Origin of the sequence: Paenibacillus beijingensis (assembly GCF_000961095.1) — a bacterium.
In the GTDB taxonomy this organism is placed as follows: Bacteria; Bacillota; Bacilli; order Paenibacillales; family Paenibacillaceae; genus Paenibacillus_O; species Paenibacillus_O beijingensis.
The window spans coordinates 4,840,290-4,860,953 of sequence record NZ_CP011058.1; the positions used below are offsets into that span (position 1 = coordinate 4,840,290).

Sequence of the window (20,664 nt, forward strand, 5' to 3'; positions counted from 1 at the left end):
CGGTCCCATATCGTATGCGGCTGGAGGCTGATTCCATGATCGTCAAACATTTCGAAAAAATTATTGTAGGCGCTGCACTTGCGGCAGCGGCTACGACACTGCTGCCAATTGCAAAATCAACGATGCGTCCATTGCTGGCAGCCGGATGGGAAGCGGGGGAAGGGCTTATGAACCGCACCCGGTCAATCGTTCAAATTGCAAAAGAAGAAATCGAAGATATTGTGGCAGAGGCGCAGTTCGAACGAATGAAAAAACAGCTCGATCAAGACATTGCATCATCAGAGCAAGGAGATCGATAGAATGGAAGAGAAGTCCGTAGATTATCATCTGCAGCAGGCAACCGTTCACCTCGAAGCTGCATTGTCAAAAAGCATCAGCCATGTGATTGATCATCAGCAAGATAAAAAAATGATCGGCGGCAAATGGGAGCAGTTTTTGGGCCAATTTATCGGATTGGTCCGTGAAAAAGGGAAGCAATCCAAGGTGAACGTCCTATCATGGATTACATTTCCGCGTTTACGGTAAGCATGTTCAGAGACAGTCGATTTCCAGGCTGTCTTTTTTCGCGTTCCTGGATTTAAGTTGACATAACTATATTAATGTAAACTTAAAACATAAAAAATTGGCTTAAACCGAGTCCTGGGAAAATAATAAGCAAGAGAATTTCGGAAAGCAAAGAACCCCGCACAAACAAGAGGAGAATGACGGCTGTAAAATCATCATTTGATAATCGTCGTTTCCTTTTCTTGTTAGTCGCTTGAGATATGCCCAAATTAATTCGTTCCGCAAGAGCATACCGTGCCCCGAATTGGTGCGGCTTAAATGCGCTTTCGATACGAGTCGCGCCGATTGCCGTAAGTTGATATCACAACTACTATAATAAACTGGGAGGCTGATTCATTTGCTGCCTTCCACGAGCAATTGAGGAACCCTCTTTGACGCAAAACCAAAGGAAAATAAAGGGGATTTAGATACTTTCGTGAATACTTCAATAATGAAATGATTTGTGAAGTTCGTAAAAAAGACGTTATCTGAAACATCCGCTTTTTTTAAAATCCATATATTCAGTCACCTAAAACTTAGTTGGTGGTGTATTTAAATGAAGAAGATCGCTGTTGTTGATCTCTATTTTCCAAGTGAAAATGAAGGTGGACAAAAGAAAATACCAGTAAGTGACTTTTCAACACCAATTAAGTTCGAAGATGATCCAGAGTATGAATTTGGTGCATGGAGTATGGTAATCGAATTACATAATAAACCTAACTATTCAAGAGAAACTACTGCAGACATGTATTTTCTTTTTTGTGATTCTAAAGAAGTACCTAATCATTTATTAGAAGTAGGCAAAGATTTTATATTATTAAATAGTAAAACAGTAGCTAAAGGGAAAATAATATCTATTAAAGAATAAAGAGACTATTTTTTTAGTTAACTCGAAGAAGGAGGATGCATCAGATAACACCGTATTCCCGCTGCGGGCTGACGCCCTTGGTCCGGCCGAAGTTGAAAAGCAGGGAAGCGGAATCAGCCGGACAACCCTGTGAGCCTAAGTCTGAAGACCCGTTCCCGTTGGTCACTTAAGGCTCTCGGGTTCGTGAATACAAGAACGTTATGCGAAATTATTGCATTGGAGAAAAAGAAATGAAAACAGTACCTGGTAACAAGAAGAAAATTCGAGGATGGAAAAGACAACTTAGAAGTGTAGAACAGTGGAAGCAACAAAATCTTGAGTTAGATATTGAACATCTTCTTAAGCATAATCGCGATTACGTTAAGATTTGGATTGATCCTTGGTACAGATTAATAAGAAGGAACCCACCGGTATGGCTCTCAAGAATAATGCTAAAAGCATTAGTTGAGATATATCATAGTTGGAATAAAACACTTATTAGTCTTGGAGAACCTTATTACCTGAGAATATGGCTTTTTGACCCTAACTTTATTAATTCTCAAGTTGTTGTTGCAATTAGAGATTGTCTGGATTTTTATAAATTCAATGAGGGTATAAACGCTAAATCGTTTCCCCAAGAAAAATATCAACTAGAACAGTTAACAGATTTTCATTGGAAGCAGTGTATTGATGAGACAATATATTTTAAGAACATTGATGAATTAGAAGAGGAGTTTATCACCAAGTTAACAAAGAAGGCATATGCAATCGAAGAAACTACCATTGATAATAAACCCGACACAATGTACAAGATATATGAAGGTGAAATATGGGAAGGAAGCATAAAGACTTTGTAAGTAAATTCGTGATGGCAATAACATCGCATAACACCGTATTCACGCTGCGGAGCTGACGCTCCTTGGTCTGCAGAGGTAATAAGCAGAGAAGATAATTCAGCAGACAACCCTGCACTGGCTAAGTCCGTCGGACCCGGCGCTATCGCGCCTTAAGCCAGTGAGGGTTCGTGAATACAAAACGTTATGTGAAACCGCCAATAAAAGGAGAAACAAATGACAAGAGAACAATTTAATCTCATGAGTTTTTTAGAGGGTTATGTTAGAAATTATAGAAAATTAAATCTCCATCAAGCAACTAATCGCTCAATGTTTACCAAAAGAGAGATTGATTATTTTGCGAATTTAGGAGAAATGCTTGGTCTATTTTCATTTGTAGAAGATACAAAACCTAATTTGGATTATGGTAGATCACGGCCGATGGACTTGTCGTGGTGGAAATGGGATGAAAGAATTGACAAAGAGAATTATTTATATGTTGTTTTACATCTTGAACGAGAGAATCTATCTAGGAAAGATATTGAAACAATTGATAAATTATTTTGTGCGACAGAAGAGTATTATCTACCACATTATGTAATAGGAATTCAAAATGTTGAAACTAAAGAGAGAATAAATTATCTCAATAAATTGGTAGAAGAAAGAAATTTGAAACAAGGATCTGAAGTTCTTATGATCTATCGCTATTATGATGAAGTGAATAGTTTAGATAGGATAGAAGCTTATCATTTCAATGAACTAAGTAAGATCATAAATAATAGAAATGCCATATCGATAGTTGATAATACTGGATATTGGTGCATGGCTTTTGAAGAAGAATATGAAACATGGAAGTGATTTTAAGGAATATTCGAAGATGTAGCGGCATCACATAACACTGTATTCCCGCTGCGTCGCTGACGCTCCTTGGTCTGCCCGAAGATAAATCGGAGAGGTTGGGTCAGGCAGATAATCCTGCGAGGCTAAGTCTGACGACCCGTTCGCTAACGCTCACTTAAGCCTCTCGGATTCGGGAATACAAGAACGTTATACGCAATACCCCATAACAAATAAAAACCATAATTCTCTTGGGGGAATATAAATGAAGATTTTGAAAGCCATTAAGTACATAAAAAATAAGAGTACTCTAAAGGATGGATTTCAGTTAGAAGAACCAAATTTGTTTGTCCAATGGGAGTTGGTCCCTGAGGAATTGGTTCAATTATTTAAAAGTATGCCATTAAAGAAAGTCACCAATGAATATTTTACTATTGAATGTATCTCGCTTGGTGGGCTACCTCATAAGCTTGGTTTTCATTTTTACAGTCAATCCCCAAATAGATTATACATGCTGGAGTTTTTTAGGGAATCATACCCTGATTATATAGAGTCTTTCAGGGAATTTCAGGAGCATTTTGAAAACACATTTGGTAAACCAACTAAACAATATCCTATAAATTCAGAAGGATTTCCTTCATTTGAATGGAGAATTGGGAAGAGTATACAAATTCGGCATTATATTATGGATCGGTTTGGATTAGAAGAACGATTATTCATACAGCGGGCGATATAGGGTATCTTGAGGCAATCTCAGAGAAGCGGGGTACTGCGTATAACACCGTATTCACGCTGCGGAGCTGACGCTCCTTGGTTCGCCCGAAGCAATGGCAGAGATGTTAGATCAGGCGAACAACCCTGCACCACCTAACCGCATCGCGGCCGGGACTAACGTCCCTTAAGGTGGTGAGGGTTCGTGAATACAACAACGTTATCTGAAATACTCGCAAGAGACATAAAAATTATAAGAAACAGGTGGGTAAAGCTGGATATACGTGAGCTTATTCCAAAACATAAGAAAGACTTTGAAAGCATTGAAAAACTAAAGACACTTGACTTAGAAGAACTGAAACTAATTTTACCTGAGCTCTTGGAATGGTTACAGGATATGAACTGGCCAATCGCACGTGAGATACAAACAATACTACTTCATTTTCCTGAAGACTTAACCCCTCATATTAGGAGAATATTCAGAACTAGCGATGGGGAATGGAAGTATTGGATATTGTATTCCCTATTAACGGATCTACCAAAACATATATTAATTGATCTTAAACCTGACTTAGAAAGAATTAATAATTATCCAACAGAGGATGAAAAAAGTTCAGATCTAAAATATATAGTAGAAGACTTATTACAAAGACTTGAGTAGGATAAATCGATGAAGGCGAGTACTTCAGATAACACCGTATTCCCGCTGCGTCGCTGACGCTCCTTGGTCTGCCGGTAGATAATTCGGGGAGGTGAAGTCAGACAGACAATCCTGCGAGGCTAAGTCTGTCGACTCGTTCGCTGACGCTCACTTAAGCCTCTCGGATTTGGGAATACAAGAACGTTATATGAAATCACACAATAGAATAGAAAGGAAGCTAAAAACAAATGAATACATTTCCTATCGTACACCTTACACTACAAAAATTAAAAGAAAGACAAAGCGAGAAGAACTTTTTAAGAGTTCAAGTAGATCAAGGTAATGAACTAAATACCATTTGTAAATTTAATGAGCCTGCTGAAGAGTCTGAATTTAGTTTGTTTACTAAGGAAACTAATCTAGTACTTCCACCAGACTATATTGATTTTTTGAAGCTACATAATGGTGGAATTCTCTACTCTTTAGACGACGATTTGGGTGGGGGAATAGAACTGTTTTCTATTGAAGAAATTATTGAGAATTATGAAGACTATAGAGATGATTTATTAGAATCGTTTTATCCTATAGGTATTGAGAATGGAGAAGAATTACTTTTAATCAACTCTGCAGAGTGTGATCCTTTGTGTAGAAACAAGAATTATTTGTATTGGTCAGATGTGTTGGATTTGGAGGATCCAATTAATTTGAATAGTAATTTTGAAATATGGTTAGATCGATTAGTGATGGCTCAAGGAAACAAGTTTTGGTATTGGAATATTTATACGGCTGAGACTTACTATAAGACACATAAGGGCGTTTGATTGTTATTCAAAGAAGAGTGTGACTTCATATAACACCGTATTCACGCTGCGTCGCTAACGCTCCTTGGTTCGCCCGAGGCAATTGCAGTGATGTAAGATCAGGCGAACAACCCTCCTGCACTGGCTAAGTCTAACGACCCGGTCGCTATCACTCCCTTAAGCCAGTGAGGGTTCGTGAATACAACAACGTTATGTGAAATTCCCGAATTACCGATAATAGATGTAATAAATCTTAAAAGAAAGTGATGGTGTTCGTACATGGGAGCCTGGGGATATGGAAACTTCGAAAACGATATAGTATTAGATTGGGTAGAAGACCTCTTAGATACTCAAGATTTGAGATTAATTTCTGAATCGATCAATACAGTACTTGACGATAGTTATTTAGATGCAGCTACTGCATCAATAGCTGTTGGAGCAATAGAAATATTGGCTGCAATGCAAAATAGACCGGGAACAGAAGATTATGATGATGAACTTGAAGATTGGATAAACCAACATAAAGGGCAGGGGACTAATCTCCTAGTAACAGCTAATGAAGCACTTGGAAAAATACTAACAATATCAGAACTTAAAGAATTATGGCAGGAATCTGAAAATTATGAGGACTGGGTAAAGACTATTAAGGAATTAGAAGAAAGATTAATTTTGTGAGGTAATCATTAATTTCTTAAGGAGCAATTATATGAACTCTCAATCACTTCTTGAACTTAAAAGATTATCACAGTTTGTAAATAAACTAAGAGATTTCAAAATAATTATTAATGATTCGGAAGTAGGCATAATAAAAGATGGAAATATAAAAGAGATCCGTTTAGAACCAGGTGAATACGAGATATATTTAAAAATTGATTGGTGTCGAAGTAATAAATATAGATTTACAATAAGTGAGAATGAAAAAATTAAATTGGAATGTGGAAGTCCATTAACAGGATCAAGAATTATTATTCCATTTTTGATTTTCTTTTATATTTCTATTGGAAAGAACCGATATCTATATATTAAAAAGAATAATGATTAACATTTCTTAGAGGGTTCGAAGAAGAGGTGGCATCAGCTAACACCGTATTCACGCTGCGGCGCATTCGCGCCTTGGTCCGCCAGGAAATGGGGGTACCTGTATGGAAAGAAGGCATGAAGTCTTGTTTGAGCAGTTGAATACATACCGGGGAGAGCTACTGGAAATTGTTGAAAATTTATCCGAGGCGGATGCAGAGACGAAGAAAGCAGTATTGATCAGATTGATGATGATAGTTCTAAAATACATTATGGTTCATATGACTTAACTGGTGAGTTTACAGAAATGATTCAATCAAATCAGATTGATCGGGATTATAGTAAAGACTTCAACGATTTTGATAACTCACGAATTTTTCAACGAATGGATGGATTCAATTGGAAGCAAAATATGCAGATATATGGGACAAAGAACGGATGATACGCATAATATAGGATCACAAGGATTAGTTAACATGGAGATAGCGATTAAGAATAGATTAAGAGTTCGAACAATTCAATTATATGGTGGAGAAGAGAAATTTTTAAATAACGGTAATAGAGAAACTTTTAGTGATTGAAGATTCGAAGAAGGCAGTAACTGCGCATAACACCGTATTAACGCTGCGTCGCTAACGCTCCTTAGATCAGGCGAACAACCCTGCACCACCTAACCGCATCGCGGCCGGCACTGACGTGCCTTAAGGTGGTAAGGGTTCTAACTGACACATCTCGTAGCTAACCGAGTCGGCTCGCCTTTAAGTCATGGGTGTCAAAGATACGAAACCGTTAGGCGAAAAAAATTGAACTGTAAGAAAAGTGCTTAGTAAGTGGTGTGAATATGTTTGTATTAATATCAGCAATAATATTCTCTACTTTAATTGGAATTGTAATTCTTTTTCAACTTGCGTTAGCAGCAGGAATGCCTTGGGGAAGTTATGCAATGGGGGGGAAGTTTCCCGGAAAATATCCGCCAGCTATGCGTTTAGCCTCTATAATTCAGGTCCTTATTCTGACATTAATAGCCTCAATAGTGCTAAGTAAATCAGGTCTAATATTTTCTGATTGGTATTCGTTTACAAAATTAGCTATCTGGTTTGTTGTTTCTTTTTCGGTGATTGCTACAATACTGAACTTAATTACAAGGAGCGTATTAGAAAGAAGAATTTGGGCACCTGTATCTTTGTTGCTGCTCATTACAAGTATTATTGTAGCTATCGGATAGTTTGAGGAAGCATATTCAGACAAACTGAGCTGGTATTTTCGGTTCAAAAAACTGCGTGAAATACATATTTCACGCAGTTTGCGTTTTAACCGCATTTTTCATATGATAGAAGGACAAATGCCCAAGCTTTTTGAAGCGATTTGGGGAGGAATTGGATGACAGGCTACAATCATGACATTCTCGAGCACTATGAAACGGAGCTGCAGCTGTTTACGATTTGGATGAAAAACCAGGGAATGACGAAATCGACGGAGCAGGCTTATTTGGCGGATACGTGCCAATATTTACGGAGCATCTATCCAACCGAGCTGAGTCAGACGGGAAAAATACATATGATGCGGTTTTTGTCGCTCATGCGTGAGAACGGTTCGGGCGATGAAGCGCGGAACCGGAAGCTGTCGTCGCTGAGAGCTTTTTATAAATCGCTCATTGAAATGGAGCACTTGAACGTAAATCCCGCCGCTTTGACGGCCAAGTCAAAGATGACCAAAAACCGGATTCCCGTATACTTGGAAGATCACGAACTGGAATTATTGTTTCAGTCGATTGAAGGAAAATATAAGTACCGGAACATGACCATTTTGCTGCTAATGGCGTATGCCGGCCTGCGGGTGGGGGAAGTGCACCGGCTGAACGTACAGGACTTCCAGCCCAGTGGTTCGATTCATGTGCTCGGAAAAGGGCGAAAGTGGCGCATCATACCGCTGCCTGCACCGTTAAGCGCCATTTTGCGCCAAGCGCTGGAAGAACGCATCGTCCCGAAACAGAGCAAGGAGCATGCGTTCTTCGTTTCCCAATTCGGACGGAGACTGTCGATCCGGATGATTCAGACGATTGCCGATGAAACACTGGCTCGTCTGAAAGATAAGGTTCCGACACTTGCTTTGAAGAAATTGTCCAGCCATAAGCTGCGGCACTCGTTCGCCACCATGCAAATCCGCAGCGGTACCGACATCCGTACGCTGCAGGAGCTGCTCGGCCATGCGAGCATCGAGACGACGCAAATTTACACGCATGTGGACAATAAGCAGCTTCAAGGAGCGATGAACAATATTTCAGACAAAATCCCGAGCGGTTTGGAGAGATAGGAAATATGCCAATCTCACTTATATTCGATATGCAAAATGCCAACCAATTCTTCCAGGAGAAGTTAATTGCTAATATTAATAATGGTAAAGGTGCCCTCTATCCTCATGTCATCGAGGTTTTCAGTGGGTTGAAACAAGCGGGTCATTCTATCTTTATCGCAAGTAATGGGGAAATCGAGTACCTGCAAGCCATCGTAAGATATTTCCGTTTGGATGGTTGGGTGGTAGAAACCTTTAGCATCCAACAAATACATAGTCAAAATAAGGCAGATTTAGTTTGCCATATTCTACAAAAATATAATATCAAAAATGCTGCAGTTATTGGCGACAGGTTGTCTGATATAAATGCAGCAAAGAACAATGGTTTGATGGCAATTGGCTGTCGCTTTAATTTTGCACAAGAAAACGAGCTTATGATTCGCCCGAGTGTTAACTCTCAGCAGCTATCCGATCGATCTCGTCGGAGGGATAAACGTGTGCTCCACTTTTGTTAGATTTTGCAATTGCAGCCATCGCTAATGCTACTTTTTTGGCTTCGATCGCTCTATAAGGACGTAACTTTCCAACCATAAATAGATTTAGTACACGTGCGGCCTTTATCATCAACTTTTCTCCCAAACGGAATTGCTGCCGCTCCCCTAACAACAGCGAAGGACGAAAAATATGAAGGGCAGGAAGCCGCAGCTTTTTAATGGATTCTTCCACTTCGCCTTTGACACGGTTATAAAATATAGCAGAGTCAGGATTGGAGCCTAATGCCGTGACAATAAGATATTGTTCCGAATGAAATTGCTCAGCCAATTTACCCGCTTCAACAGGGTATACATAGTCCACTTTTCGGAATGCCTCTTTTGTCTTTGCTTGCTTCATCGTGGTACCTAAACAGCAAAATACGTCCGATCCATGAAATAAATGCGAATGCTGATCTAAACGATCAAAATCCGCGATGTGCTCTTCGCACTTCGGATCATGGAGACCTGAAGAACGGCGTACCAATAAATGAATCTTTTCATAGTTATTTTGTTGAAATAGTACTTTTGCCAATTCTTTCCCGATCAGACCGGTAGCTCCTATCAAGACGGCGGACTTTTTGCGCATTTCTATTATTGAGCCCCTTTCTTATGAATGCGTTAAAATCGATGCTTAAAAATAAATATCATACAAAGTATTTCGAAGTCATACGTAATCGAATCCGATACAAGTGAAGGGAGACGCGGTTGCCTGCGTCTCCCTTGCAAGTTCAATTTCCTTTACATGTGATGAACCGGCCACATCAGCTTGGCAGGTTCAACTTTCGGCACTAGCCCTTCCTCTGCAGCCCTGTTAAGCAGCGCGCTGATCGCCGCATAACCGCTGTCCCCGAGATTGGCCGTAAACTCGTTTACATACAGATTGATATGAGCTTGCGCCACTTCGGGCGATAGCTCCTGTGCATGGTTCATAATATACGCCTGTGACGCTTCGGGATGCTTCCAAGCGTATTCGACGGACGCGGTAGTCCACTTGGCGATGCTCGCCAGATCAAGCGTGCGGCGTGCAATGATCGCTCCGAGCGGAATCGGCAGCCCGGTATCCGATTCCCACCAGCTGCCTAAATCCGTCAGCATATGAAGTCCATAAGCAGGATATGTGAATCGCGCCTCGTGAATGACAAGTCCGGCATCGATCGATCCGTCGCGGACAGCGGGCATGATTTGATGAAACGGCATGACTACAATGTCTCCGACGCCTCCGGGAACGTTGCGTGCCGCCCACAGTCGGAACAGTAAATAGGCGGTCGAACGCTCGCTAGGTACGGCTACCCTTTTTCCTGAAAGAGCTGACGGGTCCATGTTGCTAGTAGCGTTCCCCGATGTAAGCACGAGGGGGCCGCAGCCTCTGCCAAGCGCGCCTCCGCAAGGCAGCAGCGCATAATCGTCCAATACCCACGGCAAGGCGGCGTACGATATTTTGAGCACGTCAAAATCGTTGTGACTGACGGCCATATGGTTCGTCTTGTCAATATCGGCATACGTAACGTTAAGCTCCGGCGCACCGGGGAGCAGCCCGTTGACCCAGGCGTGAAATACAAACGTGTCGTTCGGGCAAGGAGAAAAAGCGATGTTCATTACAGCACCTCCGTTAGTACGGCGCTGGCGGCCTCAAGTGCTTCCAGCGCTTCTTTAATCCGCCATGCGGAGCGGTCGCGCGGCCCGATTGCATTTGAAATCGTCCGGATCTCCAACACCGGCAATCCGAACAACAAAGCAGCCGAAGCGACGCCGAATCCTTCCATCGCTTCCGCTGCCGCTCCGGGAACTAAAGCGGCCAATCGTTCCGCCGTCTCGCTTGTACCGGTCACCGTCGACAAGGTGAGGACCGGCCCGGTATGAACGGACATGCCGGCTGCTTCCAGTGCTCCAGCCAGGCGGGATAGCCGCAAATGATCGGTTTCAATTTGGGAGAAACCGAATCCGAGCTTGTCCACACTTGTGAAGCCTTCCGGCGTCTCCGCGCCAAGATCGGCCGCAACGATCGCGTCTGCGACAACGATCGACCCGATTTCCGCAATACCGGGAAATCCGCCGGCGATGCCCGCGCTTATGACGAGATCATACCGGGAGCCGGCGAGTGCCGCAGCCGTTCGGGCTGCAGCCGCAGCCGGTCCGACTCCGGCAATCCGAACGTCAAACCGATCGCTGCCGCGAAGGCCGCGCAATACGGCGTTTTGTTCCGCCTCGACGGCGGTCATGATAAGCATGCGCGGCTTATCCGGCGACGCGGGCGAAGAATTGGCTGCTATGTTCGCTTCTTCATTGAAGGTTTCATTCCTGATCATCATCTGCTACCGCCGTTTCATTTATTTTCCCTATTAATGTTATCCAGTATATCACTCATTATGGCTTCTGCTCCAGTACACGATAGGATCGGCCGCGATGAAACGAAATTTCAGACATGAATCTCCGATTTCTCTCATATCCTTCATAAGCAAGGTTGATAGAACGAGCAGGAGGGATTGATAGAATGAAGGACAAACCTTACCGGCCGTCGCCCAAAATAAGTGTGTCTAAGCTGTTTTGGTTTCATTTCGTATTTGCGTTCAGCTCGACGATTATCGTTTTGCATTTGCTGCATGCGCAGCTTTCGCCGCTCGGGACTTCGAATCCGCCTGCCCAATCGTTAACGGACGAAACGAATTTGTCCCCGGCAGGTTTAAAAGAACCCGTTGTGTATCCCCCCGTGAAAAAGGACAAGCCCCCCGGTTCAGCAGCTTTTACCTCGAAAAGTGTTACGGAGGGCAAGAGGCCGAATGCCAGGTCCGTTCAAAACAAAGCCGCTTCATCATCTATCCACACGGCTAAACACCTGTTTCTTCGTGTGAAAGCATCTGCTTCAGTGATCCGCTTTGAACCGAGACGCTCTTCACCGGAGCTGCTGCATACGGAAGCCGGCGATTGGTTCCCTGTTGTAACGCAGCAGAAAGGATGGATCAAAGTCAGACTGAATGCGAAGCAGTTTGGATGGATCGCAGCGGGAAGCGCCGAAACCGTCCAACTTGAGGAGAAAAGCCAGTCTTTATCCGTACCTGCAGGAGCCACCCTCTATTCAGGTCCCGATCTAACTTTTAGCTGTACGAAAGCGCTTGAGGCTTCCTTGTATGTGCCGGAACAAGTGAGCGGACAATGGATCAAGCTGTATAATCGCGACGGCCGCAGTTTATGGGTGCAAGCCGAAGATGTCCATTGGAGGTACGGAAAACCATCGCAGCAAGTTGGATCAAGGGAGAGGGCTGGCGGCGAAATTAGACTTGTGAGCACCGCTGCCGTGAAACCGTTGACCGGCAAAACGATCGTCGTTGATGCCGGTCACGGCGGCAAAGACTCGGGTGCAAAAGGCAAAAAAATTGAAGTCTACGAGAGCAAGGTGAATTTGGCAGCGGCGGTGGCGTTAAAGAACAAACTGAAAGCAGCCGGCGCAAATGTAATCATGACGCGAACCTCCAATGACGAATCGATTTCGCTGGCCAAAAGAGTCGATATTTCCAACCGGAATAGGGCGGACCTGTTCGTCAGCATTCACCAAAATATGTTCGCAAATGACCCTGATATATCTGGAACGAGAACCTTTTACAGCGATCCAGCGGATAAAAGACTGGCAGAAACGATTGAGCACTCCATACTGAAATCTCTTCAGAGTGAAGAGAAAGCGAATGTGAAAAAGGATCCGCTCTATGTGCTGCGTAATAACCTCCGACCGGCCGTTTTAATCGAGGGCTGCTTTCTTTCCAACCCTGCGGAGCTTACCGCCAGCTTAACAACCGCTTATCATGACAAGCTGGCCAGCGGTATTTATGAAGGCATTAAGGCGTATTATCAAAAGCAGACAAGGAATACGTTATAAAGAGGGCAGTTTTCTGACCTGATTTTGGATATTTTTCTTGTTATAAACCGAAATCATCAAAACCAAGCAGCCATTAAATGCGGAAACAAGCCAAAAATCGGAGTAATCAGGAGAAAAATTAAGAATGGCGATGAAATAGAGGTCCTTATCTCTTGTCAGTCATAAAAATAAATGATTACGCCCATCTTAGGCCTGACATATCCCTTTACAAAGTATGGCGGTCGGCGTAATATTCAACATGAATCGAATGCGATTCGCCGCTGAATTTCCATTAGGAAAGCGGGGGAACCAACGATGAAAGGCTTCTGACATGTTGCCGTTTCATCCGGGGTGAATCCTGAAGGAACAACGTATCGGTCGTTGGTTCTTCGGGTAGGGCGACTCTCACCGTCCGAATCCGGCAGCTAACCTCGCAAGCGTAGAGAATGCCGTTATGCTGTTCGGGCAAGGCGTTCTGCAGGAGAGAGGATGATGCAGCTTGTGATGATGACGGCCGCTGGGAAATCCTCTGCGGTCTTTTTTTGTGCTCTCATTTGGCTATGCAAATCCAATAAATCTGTCTTTATCGCTGAATCCTTTTTGCAACGCAGGAGCGGGGGAACCGAGCGGATTTTCCGTGTGAGCGGAATCCATGGGGTGAATCCTTAGGGCTGCATTGACCTTGACGAAAGTAGGTTTATGCAGCTCCAAGGAAGGGCGACTCTGACGCCCGAATCCGGCAGCTAACCTCGTAAGCGTATTTTAGAGAGGCAACTATTGATCGTGAACGTTCGACACGGTTTGTTTTCACTGTGCCTGGAAGCCGCGAGAAGAGTTCCTCTTCCGTCGCGGCTTCTTTTTTGCGGCTTGTTTTCAGACCAGAATTGGAAGGGGTAACAGTGTGAACCAACAGGATTATATATTGGTGTCGGCTCCTAATGCTGCAGGGGAAGAATTCCTCAAACAATTGAGCCGAAGAGGAATTCCGACGGCCGTGATGGTAAATAACCAGACCGAGTATGAGCGGATATGCAGTCTAGGCGCAGACCGTGTTATTAGGGTGAATACGGCCGACAAAGATTCGTGGAAGGAGTTCGCTCCGATTGCGGTCGCAAAAATATATTTATTCGAAAAAAGCTTGAACTTGTGCTGCCGCTATGCTCAGATGTGCCGGAGCTGGACGAAAAAACCGATCTATGTCATTACCGGCAGTCACGATCCCCGCCTTCATTATAAGAAAGCGGGCGTGAACAAAGTAATTCATACGATCAAAAACGATATTTCAACGCTCATTGCCGATCATTTTCCGCCCAAACCGTAAACGGAACCCGTTAACGTCTTGTAATCCCTCGGTCAATTAAGGTCGTTATCCAACATAGACGGCATCGTGCCGATGTAAATCGACTCGGGACGGAAAATCCGGTTGATTGCCGCTTGTTCGAGCAAGTGGGCCGTCCAGCCGACCGTTCTGCCTGCTGTAAATGTAGGCGTGAACAGATCCGGACTTAGATTGATTGCACGCATAATCGCCGCCGCATAAAACTCTACATTCGTGAATAACCGGCGGCCTGGCTTATATTCTTCGAGCAAGCGAATGGCCGTATCTTCCACATAGATTGCCAGATCGAAGGATGGATCGTCGCCGGTCAGCTCCATCGTGACGGCCCGCAGCGCCTGCGCGCGCGGATCCTTCGTTTTGTATATGCGGTGTCCGAAGCCCATCAGGCGGCCGCCGTTATCGAGCACATTCCTCATCCACGGCTCCGCATTGCTCTTGCTGCCGATCGACTCCAGCATGGCAATGACTTCATAGGGGGCGCCTCCATGCAAAGGGCCTTTCATCGCTCCGATCGCTCCGCTCACAGCCGCACACATATCCGATTGAGTGGACACGATGACACGGGAAGCAAACGTCGAAGCGTTCATGCCATGTTCCATCCCCAAAATAAGATACGCTTCAAGCGCCTTCGCATGTGAACGCTCCGGCTTCCGGCCGTTGAGCATATAAAGATAATTCGCCGCATGATCAAGATTCGCATCAGGCTGCAGCGCCGGCAAACCGGCTATACGCCGCGCCCGGTAAGCGATCATCGTCGGCAGCATCGCCGTTAACCGTTCCGCTTGCGCAAGCGAAGGCGGCCATGCGCTGCCTTCGGCTTCTGCAAGCGCCGCTACCGCCGTTTGCAGCGCGCTCATTACCGGAATTGAAGCCGGAAGAAGCTCCAGAATCCGGCAAATATAGTCCGGCAAGTTTCGATAGTGTGACATCCGTTTTTTTAACGCCGTCAGTTCGTCTTCTTGCGGAAAGCGGCCATGCCAAAGCAAAAATGCCGTTTCTTCAAAACTCTTCGAAACCGCAAGCTCCTGCGCCGGATAACCGCGATACACCAGATGCCCCAATTCGCCGTCCACCAATCCAATTTCCGTATAAGCCGCTATTACGCCTTCCAAACCCGTTACGCTTGCCATATATATTCACTCCTCAATCGAGATCGGTCTCACAAGAGCCTAGATATGAGTATAGTTCGAAACAATGATATTGTTAATTTATTGTTTTTATTCAAGGCTATAAATATTTATTATCACCTTGAATGTTGCGATTCCACGCGATTATGATATAGTAGCAAAAGGTATTTTAATTGCGAAGAAACTGGTGACCGGTATGTATCATTTATCGCAACTAAAAATTGAAACTGTTAAACCGTGACCTTAACCGTCACGGTTTTTTTGTTTCCTTTGACCAATTTTTCTGTAGGAGGCAATCTTTCATGGGGGCATCAAACAAACAATCGGCATTGGCGATCTGGATCAGCCTGATCAGCAATATTGTGCTGACTGTGCTGAAACTGAGCGTAGGTCTGCTTCTCGGAAGCCAGGTGCTGATTGCGGACGGGGTACATAACGCAGGAGATATTTTTGCAACGGCAACCGCACTTATATCGATGAATATATCCAAACGACCGGCGGATGAAGACCATCCATACGGCCATGGCAAGGCGGAAGTGATCGGGGCTGCAATAGTCGCAATCGTATTGGTACTGGCCGGCGTTTATATGGGATATCATTCGGTCATGGCTTTGATGGAAGAACCGCATCACGCAACGCTTCCCGTCCTGATTGCGGCCGCGGTTTCCCTGATTTGGAAGCAGGTGCTGTATGTGTATACGATGCGTATCGGCAAACGGACGGGGAGCAGCGGCCTGATCGCAACGGCATACGATCATCTTGCCGACGTATATGCGTCGCTGGCGGCAGTCATCGGGATCGGACTTGCGATGATCGGCGACCGCTACGATATCCATCTATTAAAGTACGGCGATCCGATTGCCGGCATTCTAGTTGCTTACTTTGTCATCAAACTGGCGGTTCATATGGGCCGCAATTCGATCGACGTACTGATGGAGAAAAATATCGATGATGAACAAATGAACGAGATTGTGAATCTCGTCCTTTCCGTTCCGCAAGTCAAGCGGATCGACCGGATCCGCGCGCGCGAACACGGCTTTTATATTATGGTGGATGTAAGGGTGGGCATCCCGGCGGTGCTGAGCATCCAGCAGGGCCACGATATTTCCCGTCAGATCAAACAGAAGGTTATGGATCGAATCGGAAACGTGGAAGAAGTGCTGGTGCATTTAAATCCATGGTATCCGGATGAAGCAACCTGACTTAAGTTGCAATCGCAGCCTGCTTCATCCGGAGCCGCTGCCGGCTTCGGACGGATGGATTTGTTCCACGCCCGTTCATCCTTCGAATGAACCTGGCAGTGAGTTTCTCATTGGAACCGGGAATCCTCCTCTTCTGTTCGATAAAATTCTTTCGTAAAACGGATCCATTCCCGCGCAGCAAACGATAAATAACCGTCCTTCGGCCAAATCATCGCAATATGCCACAGAATGACGGGATCGGTTAACGGCACCGTACAGACGCGGGCCGGATTAAGCGATTTGCAAATGGATTCCGGAAGCAGCGAGATCCCCACGTTTGCCGCCGTCATTTCATAGATAAAATCCCATTGGGCGCTTTCCAGCAGCACCTTCGGTTTAAAGCCGAGACGTGCGCATTCTTCGGAAATTTTAACATGGAGCGCGAAATCTTCCCGGTACATAATGAACGATTCATGCTCGAGCTCGGCAAGCGTCAGCTTGCTTTTGTCCGCCAGCGGATGGGTAGGATGCAGGACAACACGCAAGCTTTCTTTAATTACGGGAAAGAAATTAAAGCGGTCATCGCGTGTCGGCAGCAGTACGATTCCGACATCAACTTCGCCGCTCGCCACCTCGCTTTCCACTTTTAGTGCACCTTCTTCAACAAGCCGTATCGTCAAATTCGGATAGCTGGCCATAAAGCGGCCCATCACTCTCGGGAATACGGCCGAACTGATCATCGGCGGCAGTCCGATGCGAACCAATCCTTTGCGGAAGTTTGTAACGTCCTCAAGCTCCGACTGCAAATTTTTGAACAACCGGACAATATCCTGCGATTGCGATACAATCGCCTGCCCGGCATCGGTCAGCTTCACTTTTTTTCCGGAACGGACAAATAACGTCGTGCCCAGCTCGTCCTCCAAATTTTTGATCATCTTGCTGATCGTCGGCTGAGTAATGTGCAGCGCTTCAGCCGCTTTCGTAAAACTTTCATGCCTGACCACTTCCAATACATACTCGAGATGCCGGATTTCCATCAGAGATCTCCTTTCCATAGATAACTGGAATGTGCGTGATTCTAATTATTCATTTTACCTATGATAACATACAGGTGTAAAATAGATGTAGAAAGGAGTCACGTTTCATGCTGAAAACATTTCTGAAAGGCGTTTTACAGGTCATTTTTTTCATCGTTGTATTCTGGCTGATGAACGGACTATCGGAATTGCTTCATTTGAAAGTCCCCGGCAGTATTCTCGGCTTGGTCCTCGTGTTCCTCTTGCTGCAATTTAAAATCATTAAAGTGGAATGGATCGATTTGGGCGCCACATGGCTGCTCGCCGAAATGCTGCTGTTCTTCATACCCCCGGCAACGGGCCTGATCCAGTTTCAAGATTTGCTGCTGCAGAATGGTCTCAGCATACTGCTCGTTATCGTTTCGACGACGCTTATCGTCATGCTGGCCGCCGGCATTTTGTCACAGCTTATTTCACACCAGAGGGAGCGGAAAAACGGATGATGACCGGAATACTGTTTGTACTGCTCACCGTGGCCATTTATTGGGGTTCGAAAAAATTGTACCGTTACAAACCAAATGTGCTTCTGTCGCCGCTGCTTATTACGCCGGCCGTCGTTATCTGCATACTTGGCTTCGGACATATCCCTTATTCCAGCTATGACGCAGGCGGTCGCTGGCTTGGAAAAATGATCGGCCCGGCGACGATCGCACTGGCTGTGCCCATGTACAAAAATGCCGCCATGCTGAAAAAGTATGCGCTGGAAATTGTTGCAGGCGTGCTTGGAGGATGGATAATCGGCGTTGCCTCGGCATTAATCATCAGCCGCTTGTTGAATTTGGACACCAGCCTGATCGATTCGCTGCTGCTTCGCTCTACGACGACTCCAATCGCCATTGCGATTACGAATATGATCGGCGGAATATCGACCTTGACGGCTGTTTTTGTTATTGTGACCGGCATTCTCGGCTCGATCCTCGGCCCGATGATGATCCGTGCGGCCCGCATCCGCAGCGATGTGGCCAAAGGCATTCTTATGGGAAGCAGCGCGCATGCGGCCGGCACGCATAAAGCGTTTGAATTTGGCGCGATATCGGGCGCCATAGCCAGCATCGCGATGATATTGACGGCATTCGTCTCGCTAGCGTTCGTGCCGTGGGTGATGACGCACTTCTAGGCAAAAGGAACACCTTCTTGAATCGGTTATTCATCCGATTTAAGAAGGTGTTTTTTTGTCCTATCCCGAATACATTAAGTCATGTCAGGGAGAAGATAAGGAGAGCAGACGATGAAACGTATAGGGAATGAATGGAGTCCGCAAGTACAAGCCTATTTGGAACGAATCGGATTCGACGGCGCTTTGGACGGCAGCGCTGAAACCCTTGCCCTTCTTCAGGAAAGGCATCTTTATTCCGTTCCATATGAAAATCTCGATATTTTGCGACGTATACCGCTCTCTTTGGAGGTTGACCATCTTCTCGACAAAATCGTGATGCGTCGCCGGGGCGGCTACTGCTTCGAGTTGAACGCCTTGTTCGGCTGGCTGCTGCGCGAGCTTGGGTTTCCCGTTACCGATTTGTTCGCCCGGTTCTGGCGTGATGAGCCCGATACCCCGCCTAAGAGGCGCCATCATGTGCTGAAGGTGAAAGCCGGAGATCACGACTATTTGTGCGACGTGGGCGTGGGCGGCGTAATTCCGCGGCGGCCGGTCTTGATTACCGTAAACACGGAGCAGCAGCAGGGGAGCGAGCGGTACCGGCTCGAACGCGACCCGATGTTCGGACTGATGCTGTGCGAGTGGAAGCGCGGCGTTTGGAGCCGGATCTATTCCTTTACTGATGAACCGCAGCTGGCCAAAGACTTCCTGATGGCGACATACTGGTGCGAGAACGCTCCTGATTCTATTTTTATGAAAGACCTCATGGTATCGCTTCTTACCCCTGAAGGACGAAAAACGATTGCCGGACGCGAATTCCGCACCTTCAGCCCCGAAGGCGTACATACGTTTACTCCGCGAACCGAAGATGAATATGAGAATGCCCTGCAATCCTATTTCGGCATCAGCCTGCGTATCGGATCGTGAGTCTGAGCGATCCGGTTCCAAGCTCAGTCGGAACCCGGGTCATTTTTGCTTGTTCTTTAATCGATATGCGCGGCGTTGAATGCTTAAATAATCATTTTCAATACTCGTATCATACCACTTCTCGTGATACAGATATCCTCCGATCGGCTCATTTTCACACAACGCATTCATCGCATCGGTGAGCTGGATTTCCTGGCCTTCTCCGGGATTGATTTCGTTCAAATAATCAAATATAGCCGGCGTAAAAATATATCTGCCCATGACGACCAAATTGGACGGCGGATTCGTCTTCGGTTTTTCGACAATGCGGTTTATTTGCACCGTACGCGAAGAAGAGTAACCGCCGATATCCGCAACACCGTAATGGGAAAGCCTCTCCTCAGGGACGACCTGCAATCCGACAACGGAAGTTCGGCATTTCTCATACAGCGAAATGAGCGGCAGCAGGGGCGAGGGCTGCTCTAAACTTACCTGATCCGGAAGCAGAACGGCAAAAGCATCGCCGGCCGCAAATGTGCTGGCAAGATGAACCGCGCTGCCGAGCCCAAGCGCCTCTGATTGACGTACATAATGGATTTGCACGGGCGGTGGAGCGATTTTTGGCAGCCAATACGTTTTATTGTGCTTGGTCAAAAACGATTCCAGTTCCATCGAGCGGTCGAAATAATCCATAATGCTCGTTTTGCTGCGGGATAAAATAATCAGTATTTCTTTTATCCCTGCCCCGATCGCCTCTTGTACGACATAATCGATTACAGGACGGCCGCTAATCGGGAACATTTCTTTAGGAACCGCTTTAGTTACGGGCAAATTGCGTGTTCCGTATCCGGCGGCTGGAATAATCGCTTTCGTAATCAAAGGTCCACCTTCTTCGAAAGATTTGATTTCTTATTTGGTAGTATATGAAACGAATGTCGCCCGAAGATTGTACTCTATTCATATTTTCGAACGAAAAAAGCCCGTTTTTATTCGCCTTTCTATTATAGGGATTTGGATTAGGATAGTCGCACTGACCCTT

The 20,664-nt window shown here is 45.4% G+C and carries 24 protein-coding genes, 1 pseudogene and 2 riboswitches; of the genes and pseudogenes, 19 read left to right on the forward strand and 6 right to left on the reverse strand.

The genetic code is table 11. The features are described from left to right. Positions 1–35 precede the first annotated feature (35 nt). From VN24_RS21885 to VN24_RS21940, 13 genes and pseudogenes are all read left to right on the forward strand, one after another. A complete protein-coding gene (locus VN24_RS21885; RefSeq protein ID WP_045672157.1) occupies positions 36–299 on the forward strand; it encodes a hypothetical protein in 264 nt (87 codons plus the stop codon). 1 nt (position 300) lies between these two features. Continuing rightward, positions 301–525 carry a hypothetical protein gene (locus tag VN24_RS21890; RefSeq protein WP_045672158.1) on the forward strand — a complete coding sequence of 75 codons (225 nt, stop codon included), beginning with the start codon at positions 301–303 and terminating at the stop codon, positions 523–525. Between the two features lie 574 nt (positions 526–1,099). After that, on the forward strand, positions 1,100–1,411 hold the full coding sequence (locus VN24_RS21895; RefSeq protein ID WP_045672159.1) for a hypothetical protein: 312 nt from the start codon (positions 1,100–1,102) through the stop codon (positions 1,409–1,411). Between the two features lie 230 nt (positions 1,412–1,641). Next, complete coding sequence (locus tag VN24_RS21900) at positions 1,642–2,247, forward strand: hypothetical protein (RefSeq protein WP_052703079.1); 606 nt, start codon at positions 1,642–1,644, stop codon at positions 2,245–2,247. Between the two features lie 213 nt (positions 2,248–2,460). Beyond that, complete coding sequence (locus tag VN24_RS21905) at positions 2,461–3,081, forward strand: hypothetical protein (RefSeq protein WP_045672160.1); 621 nt, start codon at positions 2,461–2,463, stop codon at positions 3,079–3,081. A 244-nt stretch (positions 3,082–3,325) separates the two neighbouring features. Beyond that, entirely contained in the window at positions 3,326–3,796 is a 471-nt protein-coding gene (locus tag VN24_RS21910) for a hypothetical protein (protein WP_045672161.1), read from the forward strand. A gap of 180 nt (positions 3,797–3,976) precedes the next feature. After that, the gene (locus tag VN24_RS21915) at positions 3,977–4,432 is read left to right on the forward strand and encodes a DUF5071 domain-containing protein (RefSeq protein ID WP_052703080.1); all 456 of its coding nucleotides are present in this window, start codon (positions 3,977–3,979) and stop codon (positions 4,430–4,432) included. Between the two features lie 227 nt (positions 4,433–4,659). Next, positions 4,660–5,232 carry an SMI1/KNR4 family protein gene (locus tag VN24_RS21920; RefSeq protein ID WP_045672162.1) on the forward strand — a complete coding sequence of 191 codons (573 nt, stop codon included), beginning with the start codon at positions 4,660–4,662 and terminating at the stop codon, positions 5,230–5,232. A 258-nt stretch (positions 5,233–5,490) separates the two neighbouring features. After that, positions 5,491–5,886 carry a DUF4259 domain-containing protein gene (locus VN24_RS21925; RefSeq protein ID WP_045672163.1) on the forward strand — a complete coding sequence of 132 codons (396 nt, stop codon included), beginning with the start codon at positions 5,491–5,493 and terminating at the stop codon, positions 5,884–5,886. 31 nt (positions 5,887–5,917) lie between these two features. Then, positions 5,918–6,253, forward strand: a complete 336-nt coding sequence (locus VN24_RS21930) for a hypothetical protein (RefSeq protein WP_045672164.1) — start codon at positions 5,918–5,920, stop codon at positions 6,251–6,253. An 816-nt stretch (positions 6,254–7,069) separates the two neighbouring features. Continuing rightward, the gene (locus VN24_RS27115) at positions 7,070–7,453 is read left to right on the forward strand and encodes a hypothetical protein (RefSeq protein WP_082084008.1); all 384 of its coding nucleotides are present in this window, start codon (positions 7,070–7,072) and stop codon (positions 7,451–7,453) included. Positions 7,454–7,608: 155 nt separating this feature from the next. Then, on the forward strand, positions 7,609–8,541 hold the full coding sequence (locus VN24_RS21935) for a tyrosine-type recombinase/integrase (protein WP_045672165.1): 933 nt from the start codon (positions 7,609–7,611) through the stop codon (positions 8,539–8,541). Positions 8,542–8,591: 50 nt separating this feature from the next. Further along, positions 8,592–9,035 (forward strand): annotated as a pseudogene (locus VN24_RS21940) (HAD family hydrolase); the annotation flags it as partial. Here the strand turns inward: VN24_RS21940 and VN24_RS21945 are convergent. The 3 genes from VN24_RS21945 to VN24_RS21955 all read right to left on the reverse strand — a co-directional run bounded on the left by VN24_RS21945 (position 8,971) and on the right by VN24_RS21955 (position 11,281). After that, the gene (locus VN24_RS21945) at positions 8,971–9,639 is read right to left on the reverse strand and encodes an NAD-dependent epimerase/dehydratase family protein (protein ID WP_045672167.1); all 669 of its coding nucleotides are present in this window, start codon (positions 9,637–9,639) and stop codon (positions 8,971–8,973) included. The pseudogene VN24_RS21940 and the gene VN24_RS21945 sit on opposite strands and share 65 nt — an antisense overlap. Positions 9,640–9,791: 152 nt before the next feature. Beyond that, on the reverse strand, positions 9,792–10,649 hold the full coding sequence (locus tag VN24_RS21950; protein WP_045672168.1) for a 1,4-dihydroxy-6-naphtoate synthase: 858 nt from the start codon (positions 10,647–10,649) through the stop codon (positions 9,792–9,794). Next, positions 10,649–11,281: a futalosine hydrolase gene (locus VN24_RS21955; RefSeq protein ID WP_045673570.1), complete on the reverse strand. Its 633-nt coding sequence runs from the start codon at positions 11,279–11,281 to the stop codon at positions 10,649–10,651. Before VN24_RS21955 ends, VN24_RS21950 begins: the two co-directional genes overlap by 1 nt. Positions 11,282–11,544: 263 nt before the next feature. Here VN24_RS21955 and VN24_RS26555 point away from each other — a divergent pair, with 263 nt between their 5' ends. Then, positions 11,545–12,921 (forward strand): N-acetylmuramoyl-L-alanine amidase, encoded by a 1,377-nt coding sequence (locus VN24_RS26555; protein ID WP_052703081.1) that lies wholly within the window; start codon positions 11,545–11,547, stop codon positions 12,919–12,921. Positions 12,922–13,169: 248 nt separating this feature from the next. Next, a riboswitch (cyclic di-AMP (ydaO/yuaA leader) is annotated at positions 13,170–13,354 on the forward strand. 123 nt (positions 13,355–13,477) lie between these two features. After that, positions 13,478–13,673, forward strand: a riboswitch (cyclic di-AMP (ydaO/yuaA leader). Between the two features lie 128 nt (positions 13,674–13,801). Next, positions 13,802–14,221 (forward strand): hypothetical protein, encoded by a 420-nt coding sequence (locus tag VN24_RS21965; RefSeq protein WP_045672169.1) that lies wholly within the window; start codon positions 13,802–13,804, stop codon positions 14,219–14,221. 32 nt (positions 14,222–14,253) lie between these two features. Here VN24_RS21965 and VN24_RS21970 read toward each other — a convergent pair whose 3' ends face one another. Then, positions 14,254–15,369 (reverse strand): citrate synthase/methylcitrate synthase, encoded by a 1,116-nt coding sequence (locus VN24_RS21970; RefSeq protein WP_045672170.1) that lies wholly within the window; start codon positions 15,367–15,369, stop codon positions 14,254–14,256. 299 nt (positions 15,370–15,668) lie between these two features. On the opposite strand from VN24_RS21970, the gene VN24_RS21975 reads away from it, so the two are divergent. Next, positions 15,669–16,568 (forward strand): cation diffusion facilitator family transporter, encoded by a 900-nt coding sequence (locus VN24_RS21975; RefSeq protein WP_045672171.1) that lies wholly within the window; start codon positions 15,669–15,671, stop codon positions 16,566–16,568. 107 nt (positions 16,569–16,675) lie between these two features. Here VN24_RS21975 and VN24_RS21980 read toward each other — a convergent pair whose 3' ends face one another. Then, the gene (locus VN24_RS21980) at positions 16,676–17,584 is read right to left on the reverse strand and encodes a LysR family transcriptional regulator (protein WP_045672172.1); all 909 of its coding nucleotides are present in this window, start codon (positions 17,582–17,584) and stop codon (positions 16,676–16,678) included. A gap of 110 nt (positions 17,585–17,694) precedes the next feature. Here VN24_RS21980 and VN24_RS21985 point away from each other — a divergent pair, with 110 nt between their 5' ends. The 3 genes from VN24_RS21985 (at position 17,695) to VN24_RS21995 (ending at position 19,646) form a co-directional block, all read left to right on the forward strand. After that, positions 17,695–18,066 (forward strand): CidA/LrgA family holin-like protein, encoded by a 372-nt coding sequence (locus VN24_RS21985; protein WP_045673572.1) that lies wholly within the window; start codon positions 17,695–17,697, stop codon positions 18,064–18,066. Next, positions 18,063–18,740 carry an LrgB family protein gene (locus tag VN24_RS21990; protein ID WP_045672173.1) on the forward strand — a complete coding sequence of 226 codons (678 nt, stop codon included), beginning with the start codon at positions 18,063–18,065 and terminating at the stop codon, positions 18,738–18,740. Before VN24_RS21985 ends, VN24_RS21990 begins: the two co-directional genes overlap by 4 nt. A 111-nt stretch (positions 18,741–18,851) precedes the next feature. Continuing rightward, a complete protein-coding gene (locus VN24_RS21995) occupies positions 18,852–19,646 on the forward strand; it encodes an arylamine N-acetyltransferase family protein (RefSeq protein ID WP_045672174.1) in 795 nt (264 codons plus the stop codon). Positions 19,647–19,685: 39 nt separating this feature from the next. On the opposite strand, the gene VN24_RS22000 is transcribed toward VN24_RS21995, so the two are convergent. Beyond that, a complete protein-coding gene (locus VN24_RS22000) occupies positions 19,686–20,504 on the reverse strand; it encodes a UTP--glucose-1-phosphate uridylyltransferase (RefSeq protein WP_045672175.1) in 819 nt (272 codons plus the stop codon). Between the last annotated feature and the right edge of the window lie 160 nt (positions 20,505–20,664).